This is a genomic window from Spongiibacter sp., from assembly GCF_984394615.1.
Map to the genome: position 1 here is coordinate 1 of NZ_CFHTQA010000030.1, position 22,750 is coordinate 22,750.

Below are 22,750 nucleotides of genomic sequence, written 5' to 3' on the forward strand. Positions count from 1 at the left end.
ACTATGATTGCGGATGAGCGCACGAAATAGCAGGTGAGTTCACCGGACGGTTACGATGCGACTGCTGAACAATATAGAAGTCGGCACCATTAGCGGCTCTGTCGCAGAAAGTGTCCTCAATGACCCGAACTGTTCACCCATTGACGGCAATGGCAGTGTGTATCTTTACGACGGCGACCTGAACGCTGCAGAGCAAACGCCCGACGATTATTATGATCCGGAAGGCAATGGCACTGGGGATGAGTCAACCAACCGGCCGATTGCCAGCGCTGAAGTGCTGCAGAATGACAGCGGCGAATACCGATTCACCATTGGCTTTGTGGCCGAGACCGAGGAAGGGTACAGCGTTGCCTATACCTGCGAACCCGGCAACGACGCTCCTGAGAGTGACGACGATATCGCATTCACTGAAGTGATTGCGGTCGGCGTGATAGCCGGCGAAACCAGCGAGGTCTCGTTTACCGAAGCACCTGCGGCGCCGATCGAGGAGGAACTGCAGGAGACGGTTGAGCAATTGCCCGAGTCTGAGCAAAATCCTGCATAAGCAGATAGTTACCGAGGCAGTGGCGATGGCCGCTGCCTCGGCACTCCCATCGAAGTTAGCCAGACTTTTTCACGTATTTGCTGATAATCACAATACGCGTGCCGTTGACACGACCTTCAATATGCTCGGGGTTATCACTCAGGGAGATATTACGCACGGCAGTTCCACGCTTGGCTGTAAAACTGGTGCCCTTCACGTTCAGGTCTTTGATTAGCGTCACCGTGTCGCCAGCCTGTAAAGCTGCACCGTTTGCGTCCAGCGTAGGCTCCACATCGCCGTCGGCACTGCCCGCATCAGCCCAGGCTTTAAGCTCTTCATCGAGGAACACAATATCCAGCGTATCCTGAGCCCAAGGTTCACCGGCCAGCCGCTTGAGCATGCGGTACGACAGCACTTGTACCGCCGGTTCGGGACTCCAGACACTCTGGCTCAAGCAGTGCCAGCGCGCCGTCTCCAGTGCTTGCGCCTCAGTCACCTGCCCGTAGCAGGTCTCACACAGCGCGACGTCAGCCGCCGCTGCACCGCCATCTACCTCGTATGCCTTTAATGGCTCACTGGCGCCACACAGTTCACACTGGCCCTGACTGCGCGCTTGGAGTTGCTGATCGATTGCCATACTGCCCTCCTGGCAAAACCGACATTATAAACGACCAGGGCACCGCCGCGGGGCATTCTCGCAAATCAAACGGTGGCAGGATTCGAGGCCGGCTCGGTTTCTGCTTCAGTCTCGGCCTTGCCTCCGACTTGCTTCAACTGGGGCGCATCATGTTTTTTCACCTGACTGGCGCCGACAAACTGGCCACCTGACTCAATCACCAGCTCCCGCACCTTAACTTCTCCACTCACCTGCCCCGACGCGACAATCTCCAGGCGGTCCGCATCGACTTTACCGTCCAGCACGCCGCTGACCAGTACACGCTTGGCCTGAACATCGCCTTTAAAGCGACCGCTGCGACCGATGGCGACATCCCCCTGCGAGACCAGCGATCCATCCATCTTGCCGTCCAGATGAAAGTTGTCTTTCAGCTTGATGTCGCCGACAAGTTCGGTACCAGCTGCGACCACCGTCGTTCGGGCAGCGCCGTCTGCTTTCTTAGTGTTTTTGCCAGTGAATCCCATTTAATCCGTTCCTCGCGCGTAAACAACACATCGTAATTTTCGAGAGACCACTCCATAAACGGCCCCGGAGACAGACGCCGATACAAGTGCCGAACTTCGTAGTGCAAATGTGGCCCGCTGGACAGGCCGGTGTTACCGCTATAGGCAATCACATCACCTTGACGAACGTAATCGCCAGCATTGACCAGCGTTTTACTTAAATGACCATACAAGGTGGAAAAGCCAAAATTGTGGCTGAGCTTCACCATCCGCCCCAAACCACTGTCGTGCATACCGGACCATTCCACCACCCCATCGGCCGTGGCATAAACCGGAGTCCCGATGTCGGCACGCAGATCAGCGCCACCGTGCAGAATATTTTTCCCCAACACGGGGTGCTTGCGCATACCAAAGTGGCTGGTCACCGACGCGTCCTCCAGCGGATAGCCACTTGGAATCGCCGTCAGCATGTAGCGCTTTTCCTGTATGGTTTGCGTTGCCGTATCCAGCCGCTCATACAGCGCCTCTTCCGGCGCAGGCTTCAGGCCAATCATCACTTCAATGCTGTCCAGCTCTTCACCCATCACCGCCAGCGCGGTCACTTTTTCCTCAACCGAGGACTGCAGGCGCTCCTGCTCTGCCAGCAGCGCAATATTTTCACTTTTGATCGCATCCTGCAGGCTGCGGAGATCCACCAATTCGCCATTCAGCGAATCCAGTTTGCCGCTCAACAGGTAGATAGAAAGGAAGCCACCGAGAAACAGCAAGGCCAGCAGACCGGCAATACCGGCGAGAAAACGCCGTGCGAGCTGTGTCAGGGTGTAGTGCCGCGATCCCTCGAAGCTTGTAATCGTAATGCGGTAGTGATCGCGCATAAACCAACCGTGCTGCCGTGCCTGTTATGATTGCCGACTATGCAGAAAATGTACCGTTGTCGTCAGGGCGCAACCGCCCGCACAACGGAAGTACATACCGGCAATGTCGAATTAATTATCGCGATACTATACAAGGCAAGGCGGTCGATACAATCTTTACGGCCTCAAGGGCTCACAGGCCACCCCGGAACAATGCCCTTCATTGAGACATCGTCGCAGTCAGCGCACAGCAAAAGAGCAGTCCCCAGCAGGAGAATCACCACAATGCGATTGCCCCCTATGGTCAGCAATCCCGCTTACAGCTATCCCTTTGAGCGGCGACACCGCTTCCCCATGGAGAAATTCGGGCTCCTTAACCAATATTTGAGCGAGCGTTCTTTGCTGACAGAGACAAATCTGTTCCGCCCCGGCCGGGCCAGAGCCGATGTCCTCGCCCAGGCGCATTGCCCTGACTACATCACCGCCATCAGCGAAAACCGTCTCGACCCCAAAGCCGCCCGACGCTTGGGGCTACCGTGGAGTGAGGGGCTGATAAAACGAAGCTGGATATCCCCCAATGGCACCCTGCTGACGGCTCAGCTGGCTCTGCGTCACGGTATTGCCTGCCACCTCGCCGGCGGAACGCATCACGCACACTATGACTTTGGCTCGGGCTTCTGCGTTTTTAATGATCTGGCCGTCGCGGCCAGCACCTTGCTGTCTTCAGGGCAGGTATCACGCGTACTGGTGTTCGACTGCGATGTCCACCAGGGCGATGGTACGGCGACCATTCTTCGCGATACGCCCGGTGCTTACACCTGTTCACTGCACTGCGAGAAAAATTTTCCCGTTCGAAAAGCCGAGAGTGATCTCGACATCAATATCCCCAAGGGCGTCGAGGATGTCCGCTATCTGGAAATACTCGCCGAAGGGCTCGCTCAAGCGATCGCAGCCGCCAAGCCTGAGATTGTGCTCTACGATGCCGGCGTGGACATCTATGCCGGAGATCCTCTCGGATTGTTGAATGTCAGCGAAGGCGGCATTCGCCAACGCGACCGGTATGTATTAACGCAGTGCGCGGAGGCGGGCATCCCCGTTGCAACCGTCATTGGCGGCGGCTATGACGATAACCGCCTGGCGCTGGCGGCACGCCACGCCATTGTTGTCGAAGAAGCCCAGCGCTGCTACGCGCAACTGGGCTAAACGGGGCATAAATAAAAAAGGCGGCCCAAAGGCCGCCTTTTATCGTGAGGGACGTGTCAATCAGCCGGGAAGCAGCAGACCGAGTACAGACTCAATAACGCCAGTCAATGTACCCAGCAGATCACCACCGCCACCAGACGCCACCTGATTTTCGAACTCGCTCACCAGGTCACACAGCGATGACAGGGGGGTATCGGCCAGAGGACAGCTACCAGCACCGCCTTGCAGCAGGTCAGCGATGGGGTCCAGGATCAAATCCAGCGGAGTGCCCGTCAGACCGCCTTCACCACCGCCGCCACCGAGGCCGCCGGTCAGCGCTTCAGCAACGCCTTGCAGCGGGGCCAGCAGGATGTCCAGAGGTGTGCCAGTCGGGCCTGCACCACTGCCGCCACCTGAACTCAGGCCACCAGTAATAGCCTCACCAATCGGCGTCAGCAACATGTTCAAACCACCGATCAATTGCTCGGTCGCCGAGCCAAAGAGTGCGTCAAAGGCAGGATCGAGTACCGCACCCAAACCACTGCCCAGCTGCTCGGTGATCGCCGCAATACCCGCTTCGATCTGACTGCTGAATACGCCGCCCTGACCAGCTTGCTCTTCAATAAAGCCAACTGGCACCACATTGATCAACAGATTGCTCAGCAGGTTATCCAGCGTACCGGCAATCGCACCTGCGGTTGCCGCGCCGTCACCGGCATCCAGTGCCGCGACTGTCGTGTTCAAATCATTGAATGTGGTTTGCAGTGTCACCAGCAGGCCACCCAGCACCGGGGCATCAGCCACTTCAGCAGGCAAGTTGCTCAAGCCGTCGTTAAACGCCGCTGAGAGTTGATCTGTGAGGGCTTGGAGCGCAGTCAGGTCCAGTGTTTGACCGCCTTCGCCACCGAATCCACCGCCGAAACCACTACCGGCTGCAAACAGCGGAGCAAGGGCATCACCCAGCGGAGCCAGCGGCGTACCAGCCAACGGGTTGCTGCCATCGGAAGCACCACCGCCAGTACCCGTGCAATCGCCCTGGCCTGCCAGAGAGGTCAGCAGCACAGGCAAGTCAGCCAGCAGCTCATTAACGGCCGCCTGAATATTCTCAGCAGCGGCAGCAAATGCCACTTGAGGATCATTCATGGACGTCGGATCCACCGCACCCAAAATACTGTCCAGCACGTCGATAGTGTCCTGCACCACCACCTGATCAACACAGCTCACGGCACCTTCAAGAGGCGTGCCCGCAGCGGCTTCACTCAGCGGTGTCAGTACTTGTGTAGACAGCGGCTCTTGCACCGCATCGAGAGGCCCTGCAACGCCCTGATAAGCAGCAGTTTCACCGCCGCCACTGCTGCTACCGCCACCACCGCCGCCACCGCCACCGCAGGCGGTCAACAGAAGTCCCGCGCCCAGCCCGAGTAGGGCTGAACGACCAAAATTGTAGTTATTCAGTCTGAACATGGTGTCACTCCGTTTGCATATTAGGGGTACGTTGGCGGTGAAGGTGAACAACCCAGACCGTCTACGACCATGCCTGCGCGCCTGCAGCGCTTATTTCCCTTCTGAGTCGGCATGTGCTGAACATTGAACCAGCAGTGGGAATTAGGCGAACTAAGGGAAAACCGAAATGACTAAGGCGCGACCATGACATTTTCGTGACATACATCACATCCCACAGATTCTCCTCGCCGTCTTGCGTCACAACGCGCCGTCAGTAGGCAATTAACGTCGCACCACAATCAATTGACCCTTTCGGGAGACTCGTTACACTGCGGTTCCATTGAGTGTGAGGATGAATTTTGACAGTACAGGATTGGGACTATCCGTCGCCGTTTGTCTACCCGGTGGCCATTCAGCAAGAACACATCGACGGCCTCGGCCACGTTAACAATGCGGTCTACGTTAATTGGTGTCAGGACGCGGGCTGGGCGCACTCACTGGCGCTGGGCTTGAACCTGGACGATTACCGCGAACTGGACGCCGCCATGGTGATCCGCCGCGCCGACTACGATTATATTGGCGCAGCCTTTCTCGGCCAGCGCTGTGAAATGGCGACCTGGCTGACCGGCAGCGACCAGCGCCTGACCATGGAGCGCCGCTTCCAGTTGCGCAGGGTCGACGACGGTCAGATTCTGCTGCGTGCCCGCTGGCAACTGGTATGCATACGCCTGAGCAGCGGCAAAGCGCGGCGTATGCCCGAGGTATTTAATGCCCAATACGGTGCGGCGGTTATCGATCCCTGAAGGCCGACATGCCCGGATCAGCAAGAATGTGTAGAATGCAGGCATCAGCCAATAACAGAGAGCCCTGCAGTGAGCCAGAACTACGCTGAACACCCCTCGATGTTTCGCAACAAACCCTTCGGATTCATTCTCAGTCTGCTACTGATTCCCGTGGTGATTGGCGTGATTATTCTGGTGGTCTGGTACCTCAAGTGCCGCAGCACCAAACTGGAAATCAATGGGGACGAAATCATTCTCGAACAAGGGCTGCTCAGTAAGGACCGCACGGAACTCAACACCAGCAGCATCCGCACCGTCAAAATCAGCCAAAGCCTGATGAACCGCCTGTTCGGCGTTGGCACACTCAGTATTTTCACTGCGGGCGACACCCCGGAAATTCAGGTCGACGGCATGCCTCGTCCCGAGGTTTTCAGGGAGCTGGTCAAGGCCCGCCAGGATCAAGCCTGAGTGCCAGCCATAGTCCGCCACTGTAACGCCGATGTTGTCGCTCGCTGATCTGGCATTCCTCGCGCTGCTCTGCGTGTGCTGCTATCACATCTGGCAATCACAGGGCGTAAAAGAACGCAGCAAGCGCGCGGTAGAAAACTACCTCAAAACGCAGCAATTACAGCTGCTGGATGACAATATCGCGCTTCGCGCACTCTGGCTGAAACGCAACTCGCAGGGGCAGTTGTCATGGTGGCGCCGCTATCACTTTGAATTCAGCGCACAGGGCGACGAGCGTTACCAGGGCAGAATCATCACCCTCGGCAACACAATAGAAACGATCCAGCTCCAGGCCCACCGAATGCCCGAAGACAGGCTTCACTGACCATGCACGGCAATACGACCTATAACGAGCAGCAAGCCGTCAACAGCCGAACGCTGCTGGAACTGCTCCCCTACCTCCGACCGCACCTGCCGCGAATCAGTCTTGCCCTGCTCTGCCTGATCGCAGCCAAACTGGCTAGCGTCGGTCTCCCCTTTGCGCTGAAAAAAATCGTCGATTATCTGGATACCAGCAGCGCCAGTGCACTCACCCTGGTGCCAATTGCCCTGCTACTGGCCTACGGCGGCCTGCGCTTTGCCAATGTGCTGTTTGGCGAACTGCGCGACACCCTGTTCGGCCGCGTCACCGAACGGGCAATGCGGGAGATCGGCCTGACCGTCTTTCGCCACCTGCATCAGCTCGATCTGGACTTTCACCTCAATCGCCGCACCGGCGGCCTGTCGCGCGATATCGAGCGCGGCACCAACGGCATCAGTTTTCTGCTGCGCTTCATGGTCTTCAATATCGTCCCCACTTTCATCGAAATCGGCATGGTGCTGGTACTGCTGGGCTGGAAGTACAGTGTTTACTACGCCTTGATCGTGTTTCTGGCGGTACTGGGATATGTGCTGTTTTCCGTGTTCGCCACCGAGTGGCGCACCGGCTTCATCCGCCGCGCCAACGCTGCTGAATCGCGCAGCAGCAGTCGTGCGGTCGACAGCCTGCTGAATTTCGAAACGGTAAAATACTTCGGCAACGAAGAGTACGAGGCCCGCTGCTACGACCAGGAGCTGGCGCAGTGGGAGCAGGCCCGACGCCAGAATCGCCTCAGTTTATTTGCCCTGAACGGCGGGCAGGCACTGATCATCGCCCTATCCATGACCGCCGCCATGCTGCTGGCCGCCCACCATACGCTGAGCGGTGCAATGAGCCTGGGTGACTTTGTCCTGATTAACGCCTTTATGATGCAGATTTTCATGCCACTCAATTTTCTCGGTTTTGTCTACCGTGAAATGAAAGGCTCCATGGCTAACATCGAAGCCATGTTTGGCCTGCTGCGCCAACGCGCCACCGTCAGCGATCACGCCGAAGCACCGGACTTGAAAATCCATCGGGGTGAGTTGGTTTTCGAACAGGTCAGCTTCGCCTACCACGTCGACCGGCAAATTCTCAGTGAGATCAGCTTTACACTGCCGCCCCGCCAGAAACTTGCCATCGTCGGCGGCAGCGGTGCGGGAAAATCCACGCTGCTTAAACTGTTGTTCCGGTTTTACGATGTTGGCAGCGGCCAAATCACCATCGACGGACAGAACATTGCCGAGGTCAGTCAGGCCTCCCTGCGCCATTGCCTGGGTATCGTCCCGCAAGACACAGTGCTGTTTAATCAGAGCATTCGCGACAACATCCGCTACGGACGCGTTGACGCCAGTGACGCCGAGGTCGACGAGGCGATCCGTCTTGCCCACCTCGACCATTTCGTGGCGCGCTTACCCGAAGGCGCCGACACCCTGGTCGGTGAACGCGGCCTGAAACTCTCCGGCGGCGAGAAACAGCGCGTCGCGATCGCCCGGGCACTGTTGAAAGGCGCTCCGATACTGGTATTTGATGAGGCCACCTCATCGCTGGACAGCGCCTCGGAACAGGCCATTCTGGCGGCAATGCGCGATATCGCAAAACAGCACAGCATGCTGGTCATCGCTCACCGGCTGTCGACGGTGGTCGATGCCGACCAGATACTGGTGCTGGATGAGGGAAAAATTGTAGAGCGCGGCAGCCATCAGCAATTACTCGCCCAGCAAGGTCGCTATGCCACCCTGTGGGCCCTGCAACAACGACAGCGAAACGACAACGCATAACAAAAAATCGTCAAGAGGACGCAGTATGCAACAGCTTTCCGGCCAGGACGCCATGTTCATTCACACTGAGGCAGCGGGCATTCCGCAGCACATCAGCAGCCTGAGCATTTACGACCAGTCCACCGCCCCCGGTGGCCTGGTGCGTTTCAAACAGATTATCGATTTGATCAACGCGCGTGCGCCACTCTCACCGATCTTCAACCGGCGACTGCGCAAACTGCCCTGGGGCGTCGACCAGCCTTGGTGGGAGCCCGTGGACCAAGCCGATGTGGAACGGCATATCCACCATATGGCCCTGCCCAAGCCCGGTGACTGGCGGCAGCTTTGTATTCTGGCCGCCCGTCTGCACGCGAGACCGCTGGATATACATCGTCCGCTCTGGGAAATGTATGTCATTGAAGGCCTGGACAAGGTGCCGGGACTGCCAGAGCGTTGCTTTGCGGTAATGATCAAGGTCCATCATGCCGCGATGGACGGCATGACCGGTGCCCGATTCCTGCCCCTGCTGCACGACCTGAGTCCCGAGGTGCGCAGCCTGCCCATACCCGAGGGCAGCGACGAGGAAGTGTTCAAGCGCGGCAAACTGCTGCGCGCCGCGCTCATCAACAATCTGAGCAAGCCGGGCAAAGCCATTAAGCTGACAGGCAAGCTGCTGCCAGCCTGGCAGCGCATTCGACGCGGCAAAAAAGAGCAGGACTTTCGCAGCCTGGACGACAAACAGCGCTCACGTTTTCAGGGTAAATTATCGCCGCACCGGGTGGTCGACTCCGTCAACATGGACTTTGCAGAGGTCCGCGCCATCAAACAGCAGATTCCCGGCGCCACCATTAACGACGTCATGCTGGCTATCGTGTCAGGTGCGCTGCGCCACTACCTTCAAGGCAAAGACCAGTTGCCGGAAAAAACCTTGGTGGCAGGCTGTCCAATTGATGTACGCGGCGGCGAAGCCAGCAGCAGCGGCAATATGGTCGGCTTCATGACCTCCTCGCTGTGCAGCGACATTGCCGACCCGGTCGAGCGCTTGATTGCTATCCAGCAGGCCTCACTGGAAAGCAAGGCCTACGCCGATGCCCTCGGGCCACGGGTGGCCGTTGACGTGACCGACGTTCTTCACGGCGGGGTGCTGCAACTGGCCCTGCGCGCAGCCTCCAGCACCGGCTTGTCGGAAGCTGCGGTGGTCTTCAATACGGTCGTCACCAATGTACCCGGCCCAACGGAGCAACTGTATTTCTGTGGCGCCCAGCGGGTCGATGGCATGAACTTCGGTCCCCTGCTACCCAATGTGGGGCTATTCCATATTGTGTACAGCAGCGTGCAGAACAAGCGCGGCACCATCGCCATTTCCTTCACTGCCTGTCGTGATATGCTGCCCGATCCCGATGTTTACGCGGACTGCCTGCGCCAGTCATACCAGGAATTGCGTGACGCGGTACTGAGCCAATAACGCCAAGAATACCAGCCACGACCTGCGCCTGATCATTGAATCCCATATTCCCATCGTGGTGATAGAAACTTGGGAAGAGCAGCGTGCGCTCACACTGCTCTGCAAGCTTGGCGTGCAATTGGCGCTGCCGGTGCAGGCCTGGTCGGTCACCGAAGGTCTGCGACGGATTGATTTGTCTCATGGTGCAAGCCTGAACCACACCGCCGAACCCGAAGCGGCCCTCAAGCATATTCTCCACAGTGAGCAGGCGGGCTTGTTTGCTCTCTGTGATATTCACCCCTTCCTCGATGAACCCCGCTGCGTGCGGCTCATCAAGGAAATCGCCATGCGCGCAGAGGACAGCGGCCAGCGACTGGTTCTTATCAGCCACGCCCTCAGCATTCCCCCAGAGTTCAAACGTTTCTGCGCTCGCTTCTCACTGTCCATGCCCGAAGACCACAAACTTCTGGCAGCCGTGCACAGAGAGGCTCAGCAGTTCACCAAGGACAAGGGACGCAAAGTCCGCACTGACCGAGACGCGCTCAACAAACTGGTGGCGAATCTTCGCGGCCTGCCGCTGCAGGATGTACGCAAGCTGGCACGAGGTGCGATTTATCAGGATGGCGCCATCACCCACAGTGACATCCCCGCCATCAATAAAGCCAAGTTTGAGCTGCTGGATATGGACGGCCTGCTCAGCTTCGAATACGACACGGAATCCTTTGCCCGTGTTGGCGGCCTGCGCGCGATGAAAAGCTGGCTGGAACAGCGCCGGGATGCTTTTCTCGGCAAGCAGAGCGACTGTCCCAAGGGCATGATGCTGGTGGGCGTGCAAGGCGGCGGCAAAAGCCTGGCCGCCAAAGCAGTTGCCGGGCTATGGGGACTGCCCCTGCTGCGTCTGGATATGGGCGCGCTGTTCAATAAATTCTTCGGGGAGTCTGAACGCAATGTTCGTGAAGCGCTAAAGCTCGCCGATACTATGGCGCCCTGTGTGCTCTGGATCGATGAAATAGAAAAAGGCATCAGTGGCGACAGCCACGACGGCGGCACCGCCCGGCGCGTGCTGGGCAGCCTGCTGACCTGGATGGCAGAACAGCAGAGCGGCGTCTTCGTCGTTGCCACCGCCAACGATATCTCGCGCCTACCACCGGAACTGATTCGCAAAGGCCGTCTCGACGAGATCTTCTTTGTCGACCTGCCCGATGCCGAGGTACGCAGGGAGATTTTCCGTATTCACCTGGAAAAACGCGACCAGGACAGCCAGGCCTTTGAACTGGATGCACTGAGTGAGGCAAGCGACGGGTTTACCGGCGCCGAAATCGAACAGGCGGTGGTCTCTGCCGGCTACAGTGCCCGCGCCCGCGACGAGGCACTGCAAACCGCGCATATTGTTGGAGAACTCGGCAATACCGTGCCGCTGTCCGTGACCATGAGCGAGCATCTGCAAGCCCTGCGGCAGTGGTGCCAAGAGCGAGCCGTTCCGGCAAATTAGGCGGCTATAACCCCGGTTCTTTGGCCGCCACCTCGCGCACCACAGGCATCAGCTCGTAGGCGTCAAACACCGCTTTAATCTGCTCGTCATTGCCGCTGCGCTTGCTTTTGTTGCGGCGCTTCAGCGACACCTCCTGGCTGCCGGCGATGACCGGGAAGCGCTGCATCCACACGCCGCGCCCCTCCAGCATGGTGCACACCGTGCCTTTTTTCAGACTCATGGCCTTCAGCCAGACATCGTCGGCATTGGGCGCCAGGCGCTGAAACGCGTCAACATTGGCAATGTCGTCGTCAAAACAACCGGGGAAATACAATACGCCGCCGACGCCGGTAGGAAAAATCATCAGTGAGCTGTCGCGATCATCGTTGCGACGCCACCACTGTTTGTATGGCAGTAGCTCGCCTTTTTCGTCCAGACGAATACGGTGACCACGGGTGCAGTGAATCTGGTCCGGCGCATTGAGGTGGGCGCGGTAGAGTTGGTCAACCATATCCTGCGGATAAAGAATATCGTCATCCACCGTCAGCAGCAGCGCCTCGGGGTACTTCTGCAAGGCATAGAAAAACTTGGTGTACGGGCCGAGATCCTTCTCCACAAATTCGATGTCCAAGCCGCGCTCACACTGGCGACGCAAAATCGCCGGGATATCTCCCTCGCCAAATTCCTCAGCCGACAGCCACAGCACAATACGATCGGGCGCGTGAGACTGCTGCAACAGACTTTCTATCGTCAGGTAAACATCGTGGATACGCTTGCTGAAGCTGGTCAGCGACACCACCAGTTCACGCGGGGCATTGCGCTGCACACCCGACTCCCGGCGGTGCAGGGCATCGGCCTCGAAACGCTGGGTAAGCGCTTCGACCCGACGATCGATGGCCTCGGCCAGCGCCCGTCGCTGCCGTTTTTCCTGACGAAGTTTTTTAAACATGTGCCGAAATTATCCTTAATGGTACAGGCGTAGCCGATTGATGCCCGGTCGCGTTATGCTGCGCACTGTAACAGACCGCGAGACACCATGCCTTTACTCCCCTTACGCGACCTCCGCTGCCCACTGGACGGCGATGCCATGCAACGGCAATCCAGCCACTGGCAGTGCCCAAAGGGTCACAGCTTTGATATTGCCCGTCAGGGCTACGTTAATTTGCTGCCGGTGCAGCACAAAAAATCCCGCGATCCCGGCGACAGCAAAGCGATGGTGACCGCCCGCAAAGCCTTTCTCGACAGCGGTTTCTACGCCCCTATCGCCACCGCAATCAGCCAGCTATGCACTGACCATCTCGACACGGCTGCTCCGCTGGCAATACTGGATGCAGGCTGCGGCGAGGGCTATTACCTGCAGGCACTCTGCGCGGCACTGGATACACCGGAGCGGGAGATTATCGCCACTGGGCTGGATATTTCCAAGTGGGCGCTGCGCGCCTGCCTGCAACGCAACCGCCAACTGAACGGTATTGTCGCCAGCAATCGTCAAGTGCCGCTACCGGACCACAGTCAGCAACTGCTGCTCTGCGCCTTTGGTTTCCCGGTCTATCGTGAATTCGCTCGCCTATTGGCGCCAGGCGGGCTGTATCTGCAAGTGGATGCCGGCCCCGATCATCTGCTGGAAATGCGCGAGCACCTCTACCCGGAGTTGCGCCGCAGTGAGGCGCCATCTATTCAGGAAGGTATTGATACGATTGGCCCCGTACTCAATGAACAGCGCCTGCAATTTACTATCGACGAACTGACGCGCCAGCCTCTTGAACAGCTGTTAATGATGACGCCACACTACCACCGCGCCAGCCCGACCGCACAGCAGCGTCTGCTGAACAGTGCCCCACTGCCGGTGACAGCCGATCTTGTATTGCGACTATTGCGAGTCGACGGGCCATAAAAGCCTGCCCGCTGAGGAAACATTTTCTCCGCAGCCGGTCTATGCAATGTCATGGGCCACGGCTTGAAAACGCCGGTACGCTCCCCCACTACATAGGGAGACGCGCCTAAAAAATGAAACAGGGAATTCCCGATGAGTGAGATTGAGCAGCTCAGCCAGTTACGCGACTGGTTGAACACCCAGATTATTGGTCAACATACCCTTACCGAACGTCTGCTGCTGGCCCTGCTGGCCGATGGTCACCTGCTGGTAGAAGGCGCTCCCGGACTGGCAAAGACCCGAGCCATCAAAACACTGTCCGACGCCATCGAAGGCAGTTTCCAGCGAATCCAGTTCACGCCCGACCTGCTTCCCGGCGATGTCACCGGCAGCGACATTTACCGGCCCGAAACCGGCGTTTTCGAATTTCAGCGCGGCCCGGTGTTTCACAACCTGCTGCTGGCGGATGAAATCAACCGCGCCCCCGCAAAAGTCCAGTCGGCCCTGCTGGAAGCCATGGCCGAACGCCAGGTCAGCGTCGGCAGCCACAGCTACCCGCTGCCCCAACTGTTCCTGGTTATGGCGACCCAAAACCCGCTGGAACAGGAAGGTACGTATCCGCTGCCGGAGGCGCAGCTCGACCGCTTCTTACTGCACGTTAATGTCGACTATCCTGATGCCGACGCCGAGCTGGCAATCCTGCGCAGCGTTCGCGCCGAAGCCACAGGCGCTTCCAACCCGCCCCCCATCATCAGTCAGGACACGCTGTTTGCGGCTCGTCAGCAAGTCCTCGCCATGCATATGGCCGAGCCTGTGGAGCAGTATCTGGTACAACTGGTCGTCGCAACGCGTAACCCCGGCCAGTGGGACAGTGAACTGAATGAGTGGCTGGACGTCGGCGCCAGCCCCCGAGCCACCATTGCGCTGGACCGCTGCGCCCGCGCCCACGCCTGGCTGCAGGGCCGCGACTTTGTCAGCCCTGACGATGTGCAAGCGGTAGTTCACGATGTCCTCCGTCACCGGCTGATCATGAGCTTTGCCGCTGAGGCCGAGGGCGTCTCCCGCGACCAGCTTATTGATCGCCTGCTGCGCTGCGTGCCGGTAAGCTAATGAGTCGAGCGTCTCGACAACGCAGCAATGATGACTGGCGCGCTCGCGGCGCCAGCATCGAGACTCGCCAGTTGATTGGCCTGCGTCTGGCAGCACGGCAGCTGCGCCTCGCCCAACAACATCGCCACTACGCTCGCCAGAGCGGCAGTCATATCGCACCGTTCAAGGGGCGTGGCCTGAGCTTTCAGCAATTGCGCGCCTATCAGGGCGGCGATGAAATCCGACACATCGACTGGCGCGTTACTGCGCGAACCACGCAGCCTCACACCCGCCTGTTTGAAGAAGAACGTGAACGGCCCGTGGTGCTGTGTGTCGATCAGCGACAATCAATGGCCTTTGGCAGCCGACAGTGTTTTAAATCGGTACTGGCCTGTCACACCGCCGCGCTGCTGGCCTGGAATGCGCTGGAGCACAACGACCGCGTCGGCGGCTTTGTCTTCAGTGATCGGCAACATGCCGAGAGCCGCCCGCGACGCAGTCAGCGCGCGGTGCTGCATTTTTTGCAGCAGCTGACGGATTTCAACCAACAGGCGCTCGCGCCTGCAGGCGACGAACCACCGCAAGCGCTTTCAGCAGTATTTGAAGAATTGCGCCGCATTACCCGTCCTGGTTCCGCCGTGTTTATCCTCAGCGATTTTCACGATATGGACGAGGCCGCCGAACGCCAACTCGCGCTGCTGGCCCGGCACAATGATGTCCTCGCGGTGGAAATCAGCGACCCCATGGAAGCGAAGCTGCCACTGCGTGGACATCTAGCCCTGAGCGACGGGCGTCAGCGACTTGCCGTCGATATCGATGGCAAGCTTCAGCAGCGCTACCAGCAGGGTTACCAACGACGCCAGGAAGCACTGCACAGCACTCTGCGCAAACTGGGTATCGTCAGACTCAGCCTGCAAACCAGCGACGATGTGCAGGCCATACTGGGACGGGAGCTGCGATTGCAATGAATCCGCAAGGCAGCGATCCACTCGCGCAACTCGCCGACATCCACCTACCGCCGCCGGTGCCGAGCTTTCCCTGGGGCTGGGGCGCATTTGTCCTGTTGACGATCGCCCTGCTGCTTCTGGCGCTGGCGGGGGTTCTGATCTGGCGGCATCGCAGCCAGAATGCCTACCGGCGCGCCGCCCTGGCAGAATTGGAACAGATCCGCACTCTGGACGATGACCATGCCTTTGCCACCGCATTGGGGCAATTGCTGCGCCGGGTCGCCCACCACGCCTATGGCAACAGCGGCCTCTCTTCACGTGGCGATGTCTGGCAGGACAATCTGAATCAACATTGCAAACGGCCGGTATTCAGCGAAGGTCGCATCCGGGCGATGGAAGCCGCGATATATCAACCCGCTGGCCGAATCGACGACCGTGAGGCGCTGATCGCCGAGGCCCGCCAGTGGCTGCGCAAGCACCGGAGGGCGACATGATTCATCTCGACTGGCCCTGGTTATTGCTGCTTCTCCCCCTGCCACTGTTAGTCCGGCTGCTGTCCAAGCGACAGACCCGCAGCGCCGGTGCCGCCTTGCGCGTTCCCTTTCTGCAGCAACTGCTTAAGCTGCAGAGCGAACAGACGGCAACGCTGATTACCGGCTCTCGCGCCGCGCTCTGGCTGATGACAGTCGCTTGGCTGGCATTGCTGTTGGCCGCCGCTCGCCCCCAGTGGGTCGGGGAGCCGCAGGCCCTGCCCAGCAGCGGTCGCGACCTGATGCTCGCCGTCGACATTTCCGGCTCAATGGCGCAGCAGGATATGAAAATTCAGGGCAATGCCCTGCCGCGCCTGACGGTGGTCAAAGCCGTGGTCAATGAATTTGTCCAACAGCGCCAGGGCGACAAGCTCGGCCTGATTCTGTTTGGCAGTCGCGCCTATATTCAGTCGCCACTGTCTTTCGATCTGCAAACCCTCGGTGTGCTGATGGACGAAGCTCAGGTGGGCTTTGCCGGCAAGCAAACCGCGATTGGCGATGCCATAGGCTTTGCCATCAAGCGCTTACGACAACGCCCGGAAAACAGCCGAGTGGTGATCCTGCTCACCGATGGCGCCGACACCGCCAGCACCCTGCCGCCGCTGGAAGCGGCATCGGTCGCCACCCGCGAAGGTATTCGCATTTACACCATCGGCGTCGGGGCCACCGAGATGGAGGTGCCCGGACTATTCGGCAGTCGTCTGGGCGCCCGTACCGTCAATCCCTCGGCAGACCTGGACGAAAAAACCCTTCGGGAAATCGCTCACCGCACGGGTGGCGAATACTACCGAGCACGGGATACAGAAGAATTACAGGCCGCCTACGCCGCCATTGCCGCACTGGAACCGGTGGAGCAGGAAGCAGAAAGCATTCGCCCTCGGCGCTCGCTGCTGCACTGGCCACTACTGGCTGCCGCCCTTTTTGCGACGCTGAGCCTGTTGCTGAGAAAACCGGGAGGGAGCACCTGATGTCCGAGCTGCCGTTACTCTCACAGCTTTCTCAACTGCACTGGCTGCGCCCGGAGCTGGTCTGGATCGCTCTGCCAATGCTGCTGGCGCTGCTGTGGCTGGCCCGTCGCCAGCGCCCACAGCGCGGCTGGCAGCAACATATCGACGCCGAACTGCTACCCTACCTGCTGGACGACAGTGAACAGCGTCCCCGGCGACTCTGGCCAGCCGCACTGGCCGCCTTGATCTGCTGGCTGGCGCTGATGGGACCCAGCTGGGAAAAAGTGCCCAGCCCGGTACTGGAAGACCGGTCCGGACTGGTCATCGTACTGGACCTGTCACCCTCCATGCTTGCTCAGGATGTTCAGCCTTCGCGACTGGAGCGTGCCAAGTACACGATTCGCGACCTGCTGCGGCTGCGCGCCGACGGCCAGACCGCGCTGGTCGCCAGCGCGGGTGATGCCTTCGTGGTGGCGCCGCTGACGGACGATGGCAACACCCTCAGCACCCTGCTGCCAGCCCTCCACCCCGGCATGATGCCGCTGCCTGGCAGCAATCCTTTGGCAGGGCTGACGCTGGCGGCAGAATTGCTGGCACGCGGAGGCAGTGCCAACGGTCATATTCTGCTAATCGGCGACGGTTTCTCGGCCAGCCAGCTGACGGGGCTAAAAGACTTTGCCCGCAATAGCCAATACCCAGTCTCCATTCTGGCGGTGGGCAGCGAGCGCGGCGCGCCGATCCCCCTGCCGGAAGGCGGCTTTGTCAAAGACAATCAGGGCAAGACGGTGCTGGCCAGCGTGCCCACAGGCCTGATGAAATCGCTGAGCCGCGACAGTGGAGGGCAGTATGCCCAACTCGACAGTCAACTGAGCGAGCAGACCCTCAGCACCGTGGCCAGCGGCAGCCGCAATTTTGAAGAGGGCCAGCGGCAGCAAACCATGGAACAGTGGCGCGATGGTGGCGTCTGGCTGGTGCTGCTGCTTCTGCCACTGGCGCTGCTGTCTTTCCGTCGCAATGTGCTGCCGCTGATACTGCTGGCAGTCGTCGGTCTGCCGGAAAGCAGTCATGCACTGGACTGGCAAAGTACCCTGAAAACACCAGATCAACGCGGTGCGGCGTTGTTCGACAGCGATCCCGGTTCTGCCGCCACGCAGTTTGTAGACCCCATGTGGCGCGGCAGCGCCCTATACCGTGCCGGTGACTATGCCGCCGCTGCCCAAGCCTTTGCACAACGCGACTCCGCCGATGCTCATTACAACCGGGGCAATGCGCTGGCCAGAGCCGGCAAACTGGACGAGGCCATCGACGCCTACCAACAGGCGCTGGACTGGAACCCCAATATGGCAGATGCCAAGTCCAACAAAGCCCTGCTGGAACAACTGAAGCAGCAGCAGGAACAGCAGGGCGATCAGCAGAATTCCGGCGGCAGCGACGCGCAGGACTCTCAAGACTCAGAGAGCAAGCAAAACAGCGACTCACAGGAAGGCGCCGACGACCAGCAGGGCTCGCCCGGCGATCAGCAACAGGACGGCGACAAGTCGCCCGACGACAGTGACGCCAGCCAGTCTCAGAACGATAGCAATGCCGACGAGCGCGACAGCACTGAGCCGTCGGACGACGCGCAAAGTGAGGCACAGCAGCAGGCCCAGCGCGATGCTGCTGCGGAGCATGCCCGCCAGCAAGAAGCCAGTGATACGGAATCGTCGGTAGCGGAAAAGACAAGCGAGCCCAGTGACGAACAGCTCGACAGCAATGCCGCCGCTGGCAGCAGTCAGGAGCCTCTCTCGGAAGAAGAACAGGCTCAGGAGCAGTGGCTGCGCAATATTCCTGACAGCGCCGACCAACTGCTACGCAACAAATTCCAATACCAGTATATGCAGCGCCGTCAGCGCGGCGAACAGCCGGAAGCCGAGAATTATGCGCCTTACTAATAACGCCTTCCCGACCACCCAGCGGCACTGGCTTACCGCGAGTCTTCTGCTTCTGCTCACGCTATTGAGTACGGCTCTGCATGCCGATACCAATGTGCGCGCCAGCGTCGACCGCAATCGTCTGTCGATGGACGAGACGCTGACGCTGAGTCTGACCGCCGACAGCATGCTATTCAGCGAAGAGCCGGAAGTGGCCGCACTGGAAAACGACTTTCATATTCTCAACCGCCAGCAGAGCAGCCGCACCAATATCATCAACGGCAGCATCAGCAGCAGCCGTCAGTGGGACCTGACGCTGGCGCCCAAACGCGAAGGCGAGATCACCATCCCCGCCATCCGCATGGGCGACAAAAGCACCCGCCCGCTGACGATCACCGTCACCCGCGCGCCGCAGGGCACCGCCAATCGCAGCAGCGACCAACAAGTCTGGCTGGAAGCCGATATCACCCCGCGCCGAGCGTATGTTCAGCAACAACTGGAGTACACCGTCCGACTGTTCAGCTCGGTGAATTTCCTCGATGCCTCGCTGGAACAGCCGGAAATTGATCATGCACTGGTGGAGTCACTCGGCGAAAATCGCTATCGGCAGCGCGTGGACGGCCGCGTATATCAGGTCATCGAACGCCGTTATGCCGTTTTTCCCCAGCGCAGCGGCAGCCTCTCTATTCCCGCCCTCACCTTGCAGGCGAGAGTAGAAAGCTACCGGCCCTCGCTGCTTGACCCTGGCCGCCTCGTCATCAAGCGCAGCCCGCCGATGGAAATTCAGGTACAGGCGCCACCGGCCAGCTTCGATGGTGCACTGTGGCTGCCCGCCAAAAATATTGAGCTGTTCGAAGAATGGAGCGACGACCCGGAGCAACTGCAGGCGGGTCAGTCCATTACCCGCCGCGTCGATATCCGCGCCGAAGGGCTAATGGCTGCCCAGCTTCCCAAGCTGCCCCCGCTGAATCTGCCGGGCATCAAACTCTACCCGGACCAGCCCGGCTTGCAGAATACGAGCGATGAAAGCGGGCTGATCGGGCTGCGCAGTGAATCCACGGCGATGATTCCCACCCAGCCCGGTGACTACACACTGCCCGAGCTGCGCATTGCCTGGTGGAATACCGAGACGAATCAGCCAGAGGTCGCCGTATTGCCTGCCCGCACCCTGCGCATTGCCGCAGCGCCGGGGCAAATACAGGATGAGCCGACTCAGCCGAGCACCGTCGCCGCTCCCCCGACGGCAGATAACGCAGCGGAATTCGCGCCTCGGATACCTGCGGCAACGTCCGCGCAGCTATTCTGGCTATACGGCATTATCGGCGCCCTGCTGTTGAGCAACCTTGTCTGCCTGGGCCTGCTGATTCGCCAGCGACGCAAAAACCATCAGCCTGAGCCCCCAACGCCCGGTCAGCAAGGTTCTGGCGCCCGGGAAAAAGCCGCCTACAATGCACTGAAAAAAGTGGTGAGTCAGCGGGCCGATGTCGCCACGCTGCGGCAGGCCCTGAGCGATTGGGGCGATGCTTGGCAGCCGGGTTGCGGCCAGCTGCCACGGCTGGCGATACAGGCCAAGGCGCTGGCACCGTATATCGACCAGCTTAATCGCGCGCTATACGGGAACAAGGAAGGCGGTGATATCGACGGCAAAGGACTGCTCAGTGCCGTGGAAAACTGCCGCCGCGAATCCAAACGCCGGTCGTCCGACGCGCCCCTGCCCGGGCTGTACGAGCGACCACTCAGGTCTTAGCCGAGTCGCGGCCACTGACCACCAGTACGCCGCCCAAAATGACCAGACTGATCCCGATCACCGTCAGGCGGTCTGGCACCAAGTGCCAGACCAGCCAGTCCAACAGGCCGCCGAAAACCACACCGAAGTAGCTGGTGGGCGACAGCGCCGAAGCGGACACCAGGCGGTAGGCCCAAGTGTAAAGAACGAAGCAGAGATACATCACTACGCCCATATACAACAGCCAGCCATAGGCCTCAGGCGGCACTTCGCCACCCTGCCAGAGAAAGAAGGGAATACTCACTGCCAGGGAGATCGCAAAATAGTAGAACAGTATGCGACTGCCGGGCTCGGTCGAGGCAAGCAGGCGGGTGGAGATCATCGACACCGCCAGACCGATACCGGCAAACAGCCCCACCAAATGCCAAATAGTCAGTGCTGAAAACCCCGGCCGCAAAACCAAAATCACACCGGCAAAGCCCACGACCAAGGGCAGTAAGCTACGCTTTGGCACCCGCTCACGCAGTGTCAGAAAAATAAGCAGTGGCACCATCAGCGGCGCGCTGTTACGCAGCAGCGTCGCTTCCAGCAGCGAAATCTTACTCAGGGCAATGAAGTAACAATAGAAACACACCACACCGCCCAAGCCCCGCAGCAGGTGCATCGCCGGGCGCTGGGTATGCAGACTGCCCAAACCAGTGCGCAACAGGCCCGGCAGGGTAAGTAAAAACGAGATCGCGTACTGAGCCACCACGATGGTGGAAACATGAACGCCCATTCCCGACAGGTGTTTCCCCACCGCCGCGATCGTCGCGGTCATGAAAACCGTGACAAGCGCCAGCCCCACACCCAGCAACAGCCGTTTGCGTTCATCGGAAACTGAGGATAGAAGTCGCGCCAAAATGCCCTGCTCAACCGCAAGTAGAAGAAAATGCGCCCGGGGCGCCGAGGGCACACTATAAAGAGACGCGGGCCGGGTGACCAGTCGCCGCGGTATCAGCGCGGATAGTGGATGCGAAATTCGCTGCCGCTTTCCCCGTCGCTGCGCAAGCTGATTTGCGCACCGTATTCCTCAAGCAGGCGTTTGACTGCCGCCAGCCCCACACCCAGTCCTGAGGAATCGAAGTACTCAAACAGACCGAAGACCCGCCGCTGCCGCGAGCAGGGAATACCCCGGCCATTGTCGCGCACCAACAGCCCCGGCCCCTCGCCGGCAGGCAGTTCGGTGATCTCAATATGGGGCGGCTCCGCACTGCGAAACCGCAGGGCATTGACGATCAGTTCAGTCAGCACATATTCCATGACTTTCGACGGCAGGGGCGATTCGGGTAGCTGCCCGCAGCTTAGCGTGGCTTTCGCAAGCTCGAGTTCATCGCACAGCTTCTCCCGCACTTTCCCGACAAGCTCGGTCACATTCGACGACGCCTCGGACTCTGTCATCGGCAACTGGCAGTAGCGCAGCAAGCCGGCATTGAGCAACGACACCTTGTCGCTGGCTACGCAGATTTTATCCAGCCACTCTCGCTGGTCTGCACGCAAATTATCCGCCTCGCGTGTTTTGAGCCGGTGACCGTATACATTGATCACTCGCAGCGGCTCAATAAAGCCTTCGGTACTGGCCCGCGACATATCCTCCAGCGCCTGATTACTGGTGGTGAGCTTGGCATTCGCCTGCTCGAGCAGCGTCTTGGTCAGACGCGCCTCGGCCAGCTCGGCCGTTCGCTGATCGACCAGTGCACGCAGGTCTGCCGACAATTTCTCAACCTCCGCCTGCTTGCGATGGTTTTCGGCGACTTCCGCCTGCAGCTTCTGATTCAGCTCCCAAAGCTGGGACATACTGGGTAAGGCCAGTGCCTTGGGCAACAGCGGCCACACCACGATCGCCGTGCCCACCGACGCCACTGCGGTAATCGCCTTGATCGTTCCACTGAGCCAGTAAGCGCCGTACCAGACGTTAAGGATATTCACCATATGGGTGGCACCACAGGCAAAAATGAATAACGCAAACATCACAAAGATGTAGTTAAACTTGAGATCGTCGCGGTGGCGAACCAGATAAATCAGCGCAATTGGAATAGTCAGGTAGGAAAGGCTGATGAGCGTATCGCTGGTCACATGCAACCAGACCAGCGAGTCGTTCCACAGATAACAGTGGCCATGGGGCGGCATTTCCGGCCCCAGGATACTCCGCCAGAAGTCATTCATTTCTGTGTTATGTGCGCTGTGATCAGCCAAAAGAAAGCAGCCCCTGGCGTACTGTCATTATTGTTCGCCGCATTTTCTCGTAGTGGGTGGCCGGGCAGTTA

22 protein-coding genes are annotated in these 22,750 nt (G+C 59.4%); 15 read left to right on the plus strand and 7 right to left on the minus strand.

Features of this window, described 5'->3' with window-relative positions; all coding sequences use genetic code 11:
- The first annotated feature begins 55 nt into the window (after window positions 1–55).
- Complete coding sequence (locus tag AC5DB9_RS11660) at window positions 56–544, plus strand: hypothetical protein (protein ID WP_273009124.1); 489 nt, start codon at window positions 56–58, stop codon at window positions 542–544.
- A gap of 55 nt (window positions 545–599) precedes the next feature.
- Here the strand turns inward: AC5DB9_RS11660 and AC5DB9_RS11665 are convergent, their stop codons facing one another.
- The 3 genes from AC5DB9_RS11665 to AC5DB9_RS11675 all read right to left on the minus strand — a co-directional run bounded on the left by AC5DB9_RS11665 (window position 600) and on the right by AC5DB9_RS11675 (window position 2,517).
- Window positions 600–1,160 carry a PhnA domain-containing protein gene (locus AC5DB9_RS11665; RefSeq protein ID WP_273009122.1) on the minus strand — a complete coding sequence of 187 codons (561 nt, stop codon included), beginning with the start codon at window positions 1,158–1,160 and terminating at the stop codon, window positions 600–602.
- A 65-nt stretch (window positions 1,161–1,225) separates the two neighbouring features.
- Window positions 1,226–1,609 (minus strand): bactofilin family protein, encoded by a 384-nt coding sequence (locus AC5DB9_RS11670; RefSeq protein ID WP_273035673.1) that lies wholly within the window; start codon window positions 1,607–1,609, stop codon window positions 1,226–1,228.
- On the minus strand, window positions 1,567–2,517 hold the full coding sequence (locus AC5DB9_RS11675; protein ID WP_273009118.1) for a M23 family metallopeptidase: 951 nt from the start codon (window positions 2,515–2,517) through the stop codon (window positions 1,567–1,569). The genes AC5DB9_RS11670 and AC5DB9_RS11675 overlap by 43 nt, the downstream gene beginning before the upstream one ends.
- A 264-nt stretch (window positions 2,518–2,781) precedes the next feature.
- Here AC5DB9_RS11675 and AC5DB9_RS11680 point away from each other — a divergent pair, with 264 nt between their 5' ends.
- Window positions 2,782–3,699, plus strand: coding sequence for a histone deacetylase family protein (locus tag AC5DB9_RS11680; protein WP_273009116.1), 918 nt, complete (start codon window positions 2,782–2,784; stop codon window positions 3,697–3,699).
- A 60-nt stretch (window positions 3,700–3,759) separates the two neighbouring features.
- Here the strand turns inward: AC5DB9_RS11680 and AC5DB9_RS11685 are convergent, their stop codons facing one another.
- Window positions 3,760–5,142, minus strand: coding sequence for a hypothetical protein (locus AC5DB9_RS11685; protein ID WP_273009114.1), 1,383 nt, complete (start codon window positions 5,140–5,142; stop codon window positions 3,760–3,762).
- Between the two features lie 338 nt (window positions 5,143–5,480).
- Between AC5DB9_RS11685 and AC5DB9_RS11690 the strand changes: the two genes are divergently transcribed.
- The 6 genes from AC5DB9_RS11690 (at window position 5,481) to AC5DB9_RS11715 (ending at window position 11,443) form a co-directional block, all read left to right on the plus strand.
- Entirely contained in the window at window positions 5,481–5,924 is a 444-nt protein-coding gene (locus AC5DB9_RS11690) for an acyl-CoA thioesterase (RefSeq protein ID WP_022958254.1), read from the plus strand.
- A gap of 69 nt (window positions 5,925–5,993) precedes the next feature.
- Complete coding sequence (locus tag AC5DB9_RS11695) at window positions 5,994–6,371, plus strand: PH domain-containing protein (RefSeq protein ID WP_273009112.1); 378 nt, start codon at window positions 5,994–5,996, stop codon at window positions 6,369–6,371.
- A gap of 31 nt (window positions 6,372–6,402) precedes the next feature.
- Window positions 6,403–6,735: a DUF3301 domain-containing protein gene (locus AC5DB9_RS11700; RefSeq protein ID WP_022958256.1), complete on the plus strand. Its 333-nt coding sequence runs from the start codon at window positions 6,403–6,405 to the stop codon at window positions 6,733–6,735.
- Between the two features lie 2 nt (window positions 6,736–6,737).
- Complete coding sequence (locus AC5DB9_RS11705) at window positions 6,738–8,528, plus strand: ABCB family ABC transporter ATP-binding protein/permease (RefSeq protein WP_273009110.1); 1,791 nt, start codon at window positions 6,738–6,740, stop codon at window positions 8,526–8,528.
- A gap of 25 nt (window positions 8,529–8,553) precedes the next feature.
- Window positions 8,554–9,972 carry a wax ester/triacylglycerol synthase family O-acyltransferase gene (locus AC5DB9_RS11710; RefSeq protein WP_273009109.1) on the plus strand — a complete coding sequence of 473 codons (1,419 nt, stop codon included), beginning with the start codon at window positions 8,554–8,556 and terminating at the stop codon, window positions 9,970–9,972.
- Window positions 9,973–9,994: 22 nt separating this feature from the next.
- A complete protein-coding gene (locus AC5DB9_RS11715) occupies window positions 9,995–11,443 on the plus strand; it encodes an AAA family ATPase (protein ID WP_491732054.1) in 1,449 nt (482 codons plus the stop codon).
- Window positions 11,444–11,447: 4 nt separating this feature from the next.
- Here AC5DB9_RS11715 and AC5DB9_RS11720 read toward each other — a convergent pair whose 3' ends face one another.
- Complete coding sequence (locus tag AC5DB9_RS11720) at window positions 11,448–12,371, minus strand: hypothetical protein (protein WP_022958260.1); 924 nt, start codon at window positions 12,369–12,371, stop codon at window positions 11,448–11,450.
- An 87-nt stretch (window positions 12,372–12,458) separates the two neighbouring features.
- Here AC5DB9_RS11720 and AC5DB9_RS11725 point away from each other — a divergent pair, with 87 nt between their 5' ends.
- From AC5DB9_RS11725 to AC5DB9_RS11755, 7 genes are all read left to right on the plus strand, one after another.
- A complete protein-coding gene (locus AC5DB9_RS11725; protein ID WP_273009102.1) occupies window positions 12,459–13,316 on the plus strand; it encodes a putative RNA methyltransferase in 858 nt (285 codons plus the stop codon).
- A 132-nt stretch (window positions 13,317–13,448) separates the two neighbouring features.
- On the plus strand, window positions 13,449–14,405 hold the full coding sequence (locus AC5DB9_RS11730; protein WP_273009100.1) for an AAA family ATPase: 957 nt from the start codon (window positions 13,449–13,451) through the stop codon (window positions 14,403–14,405).
- Window positions 14,405–15,352, plus strand: a complete 948-nt coding sequence (locus AC5DB9_RS11735) for a DUF58 domain-containing protein (protein WP_273009099.1) — start codon at window positions 14,405–14,407, stop codon at window positions 15,350–15,352. Before AC5DB9_RS11730 ends, AC5DB9_RS11735 begins: the two co-directional genes overlap by 1 nt.
- A complete protein-coding gene (locus AC5DB9_RS11740) occupies window positions 15,349–15,825 on the plus strand; it encodes a DUF4381 domain-containing protein (RefSeq protein WP_273009097.1) in 477 nt (158 codons plus the stop codon). Before AC5DB9_RS11735 ends, AC5DB9_RS11740 begins: the two co-directional genes overlap by 4 nt.
- Window positions 15,822–16,829 carry a VWA domain-containing protein gene (locus AC5DB9_RS11745; protein ID WP_273009095.1) on the plus strand — a complete coding sequence of 336 codons (1,008 nt, stop codon included), beginning with the start codon at window positions 15,822–15,824 and terminating at the stop codon, window positions 16,827–16,829. Before AC5DB9_RS11740 ends, AC5DB9_RS11745 begins: the two co-directional genes overlap by 4 nt.
- Complete coding sequence (locus AC5DB9_RS11750; RefSeq protein ID WP_273009093.1) at window positions 16,829–18,739, plus strand: VWA domain-containing protein; 1,911 nt, start codon at window positions 16,829–16,831, stop codon at window positions 18,737–18,739. The genes AC5DB9_RS11745 and AC5DB9_RS11750 overlap by 1 nt, the downstream gene beginning before the upstream one ends.
- Window positions 18,726–20,465, plus strand: coding sequence for a BatD family protein (locus AC5DB9_RS11755; protein ID WP_273009091.1), 1,740 nt, complete (start codon window positions 18,726–18,728; stop codon window positions 20,463–20,465). Before AC5DB9_RS11750 ends, AC5DB9_RS11755 begins: the two co-directional genes overlap by 14 nt.
- Here AC5DB9_RS11755 and AC5DB9_RS11760 read toward each other — a convergent pair.
- Both AC5DB9_RS11760 and AC5DB9_RS11765 read right to left on the minus strand, forming a co-directional pair.
- A complete protein-coding gene (locus AC5DB9_RS11760) occupies window positions 20,455–21,345 on the minus strand; it encodes a DMT family transporter (protein WP_273009089.1) in 891 nt (296 codons plus the stop codon). The two genes, AC5DB9_RS11755 and AC5DB9_RS11760, sit on opposite strands and share 11 nt — an antisense overlap.
- A 95-nt stretch (window positions 21,346–21,440) precedes the next feature.
- Window positions 21,441–22,679: a sensor histidine kinase gene (locus AC5DB9_RS11765; RefSeq protein ID WP_286855458.1), complete on the minus strand. Its 1,239-nt coding sequence runs from the start codon at window positions 22,677–22,679 to the stop codon at window positions 21,441–21,443.
- Window positions 22,680–22,750 lie beyond the last annotated feature (71 nt).

Excerpts from the sequence above, each read along its gene's own strand:
- AC5DB9_RS11660 (WP_273009124.1), top strand. The coding sequence starts at position 56 with ATGCGACTGCTGAACAATATAGAAGTCGGCACCATTAGCGGCTCTGTC.
- AC5DB9_RS11665 (WP_273009122.1), bottom strand. The coding sequence starts at position 1,160 with ATGGCAATCGATCAGCAACTCCAAGCGCGCAGTCAGGGCCAGTGTGAA.
- AC5DB9_RS11675 (WP_273009118.1), bottom strand. The coding sequence starts at position 2,517 with ATGCGCGATCACTACCGCATTACGATTACAAGCTTCGAGGGATCGCGG.
- AC5DB9_RS11680 (WP_273009116.1), top strand. The coding sequence starts at position 2,782 with ATGCGATTGCCCCCTATGGTCAGCAATCCCGCTTACAGCTATCCCTTT.
- AC5DB9_RS11685 (WP_273009114.1), bottom strand. The coding sequence starts at position 5,142 with ATGTTCAGACTGAATAACTACAATTTTGGTCGTTCAGCCCTACTCGGG.
- AC5DB9_RS11700 (WP_022958256.1), top strand. The coding sequence starts at position 6,403 with ATGTTGTCGCTCGCTGATCTGGCATTCCTCGCGCTGCTCTGCGTGTGC.
- AC5DB9_RS11705 (WP_273009110.1), top strand. The coding sequence starts at position 6,738 with ATGCACGGCAATACGACCTATAACGAGCAGCAAGCCGTCAACAGCCGA.
- AC5DB9_RS11710 (WP_273009109.1), top strand. The coding sequence starts at position 8,554 with ATGCAACAGCTTTCCGGCCAGGACGCCATGTTCATTCACACTGAGGCA.
- AC5DB9_RS11720 (WP_022958260.1), bottom strand. The coding sequence starts at position 12,371 with ATGTTTAAAAAACTTCGTCAGGAAAAACGGCAGCGACGGGCGCTGGCC.
- AC5DB9_RS11725 (WP_273009102.1), top strand. The coding sequence starts at position 12,459 with ATGCCTTTACTCCCCTTACGCGACCTCCGCTGCCCACTGGACGGCGAT.
- AC5DB9_RS11730 (WP_273009100.1), top strand. The coding sequence starts at position 13,449 with ATGAGTGAGATTGAGCAGCTCAGCCAGTTACGCGACTGGTTGAACACC.
- AC5DB9_RS11735 (WP_273009099.1), top strand. The coding sequence starts at position 14,405 with ATGAGTCGAGCGTCTCGACAACGCAGCAATGATGACTGGCGCGCTCGC.
- AC5DB9_RS11740 (WP_273009097.1), top strand. The coding sequence starts at position 15,349 with ATGAATCCGCAAGGCAGCGATCCACTCGCGCAACTCGCCGACATCCAC.
- AC5DB9_RS11745 (WP_273009095.1), top strand. The coding sequence starts at position 15,822 with ATGATTCATCTCGACTGGCCCTGGTTATTGCTGCTTCTCCCCCTGCCA.
- AC5DB9_RS11750 (WP_273009093.1), top strand. The coding sequence starts at position 16,829 with ATGTCCGAGCTGCCGTTACTCTCACAGCTTTCTCAACTGCACTGGCTG.
- AC5DB9_RS11755 (WP_273009091.1), top strand. The coding sequence starts at position 18,726 with ATGCGCCTTACTAATAACGCCTTCCCGACCACCCAGCGGCACTGGCTT.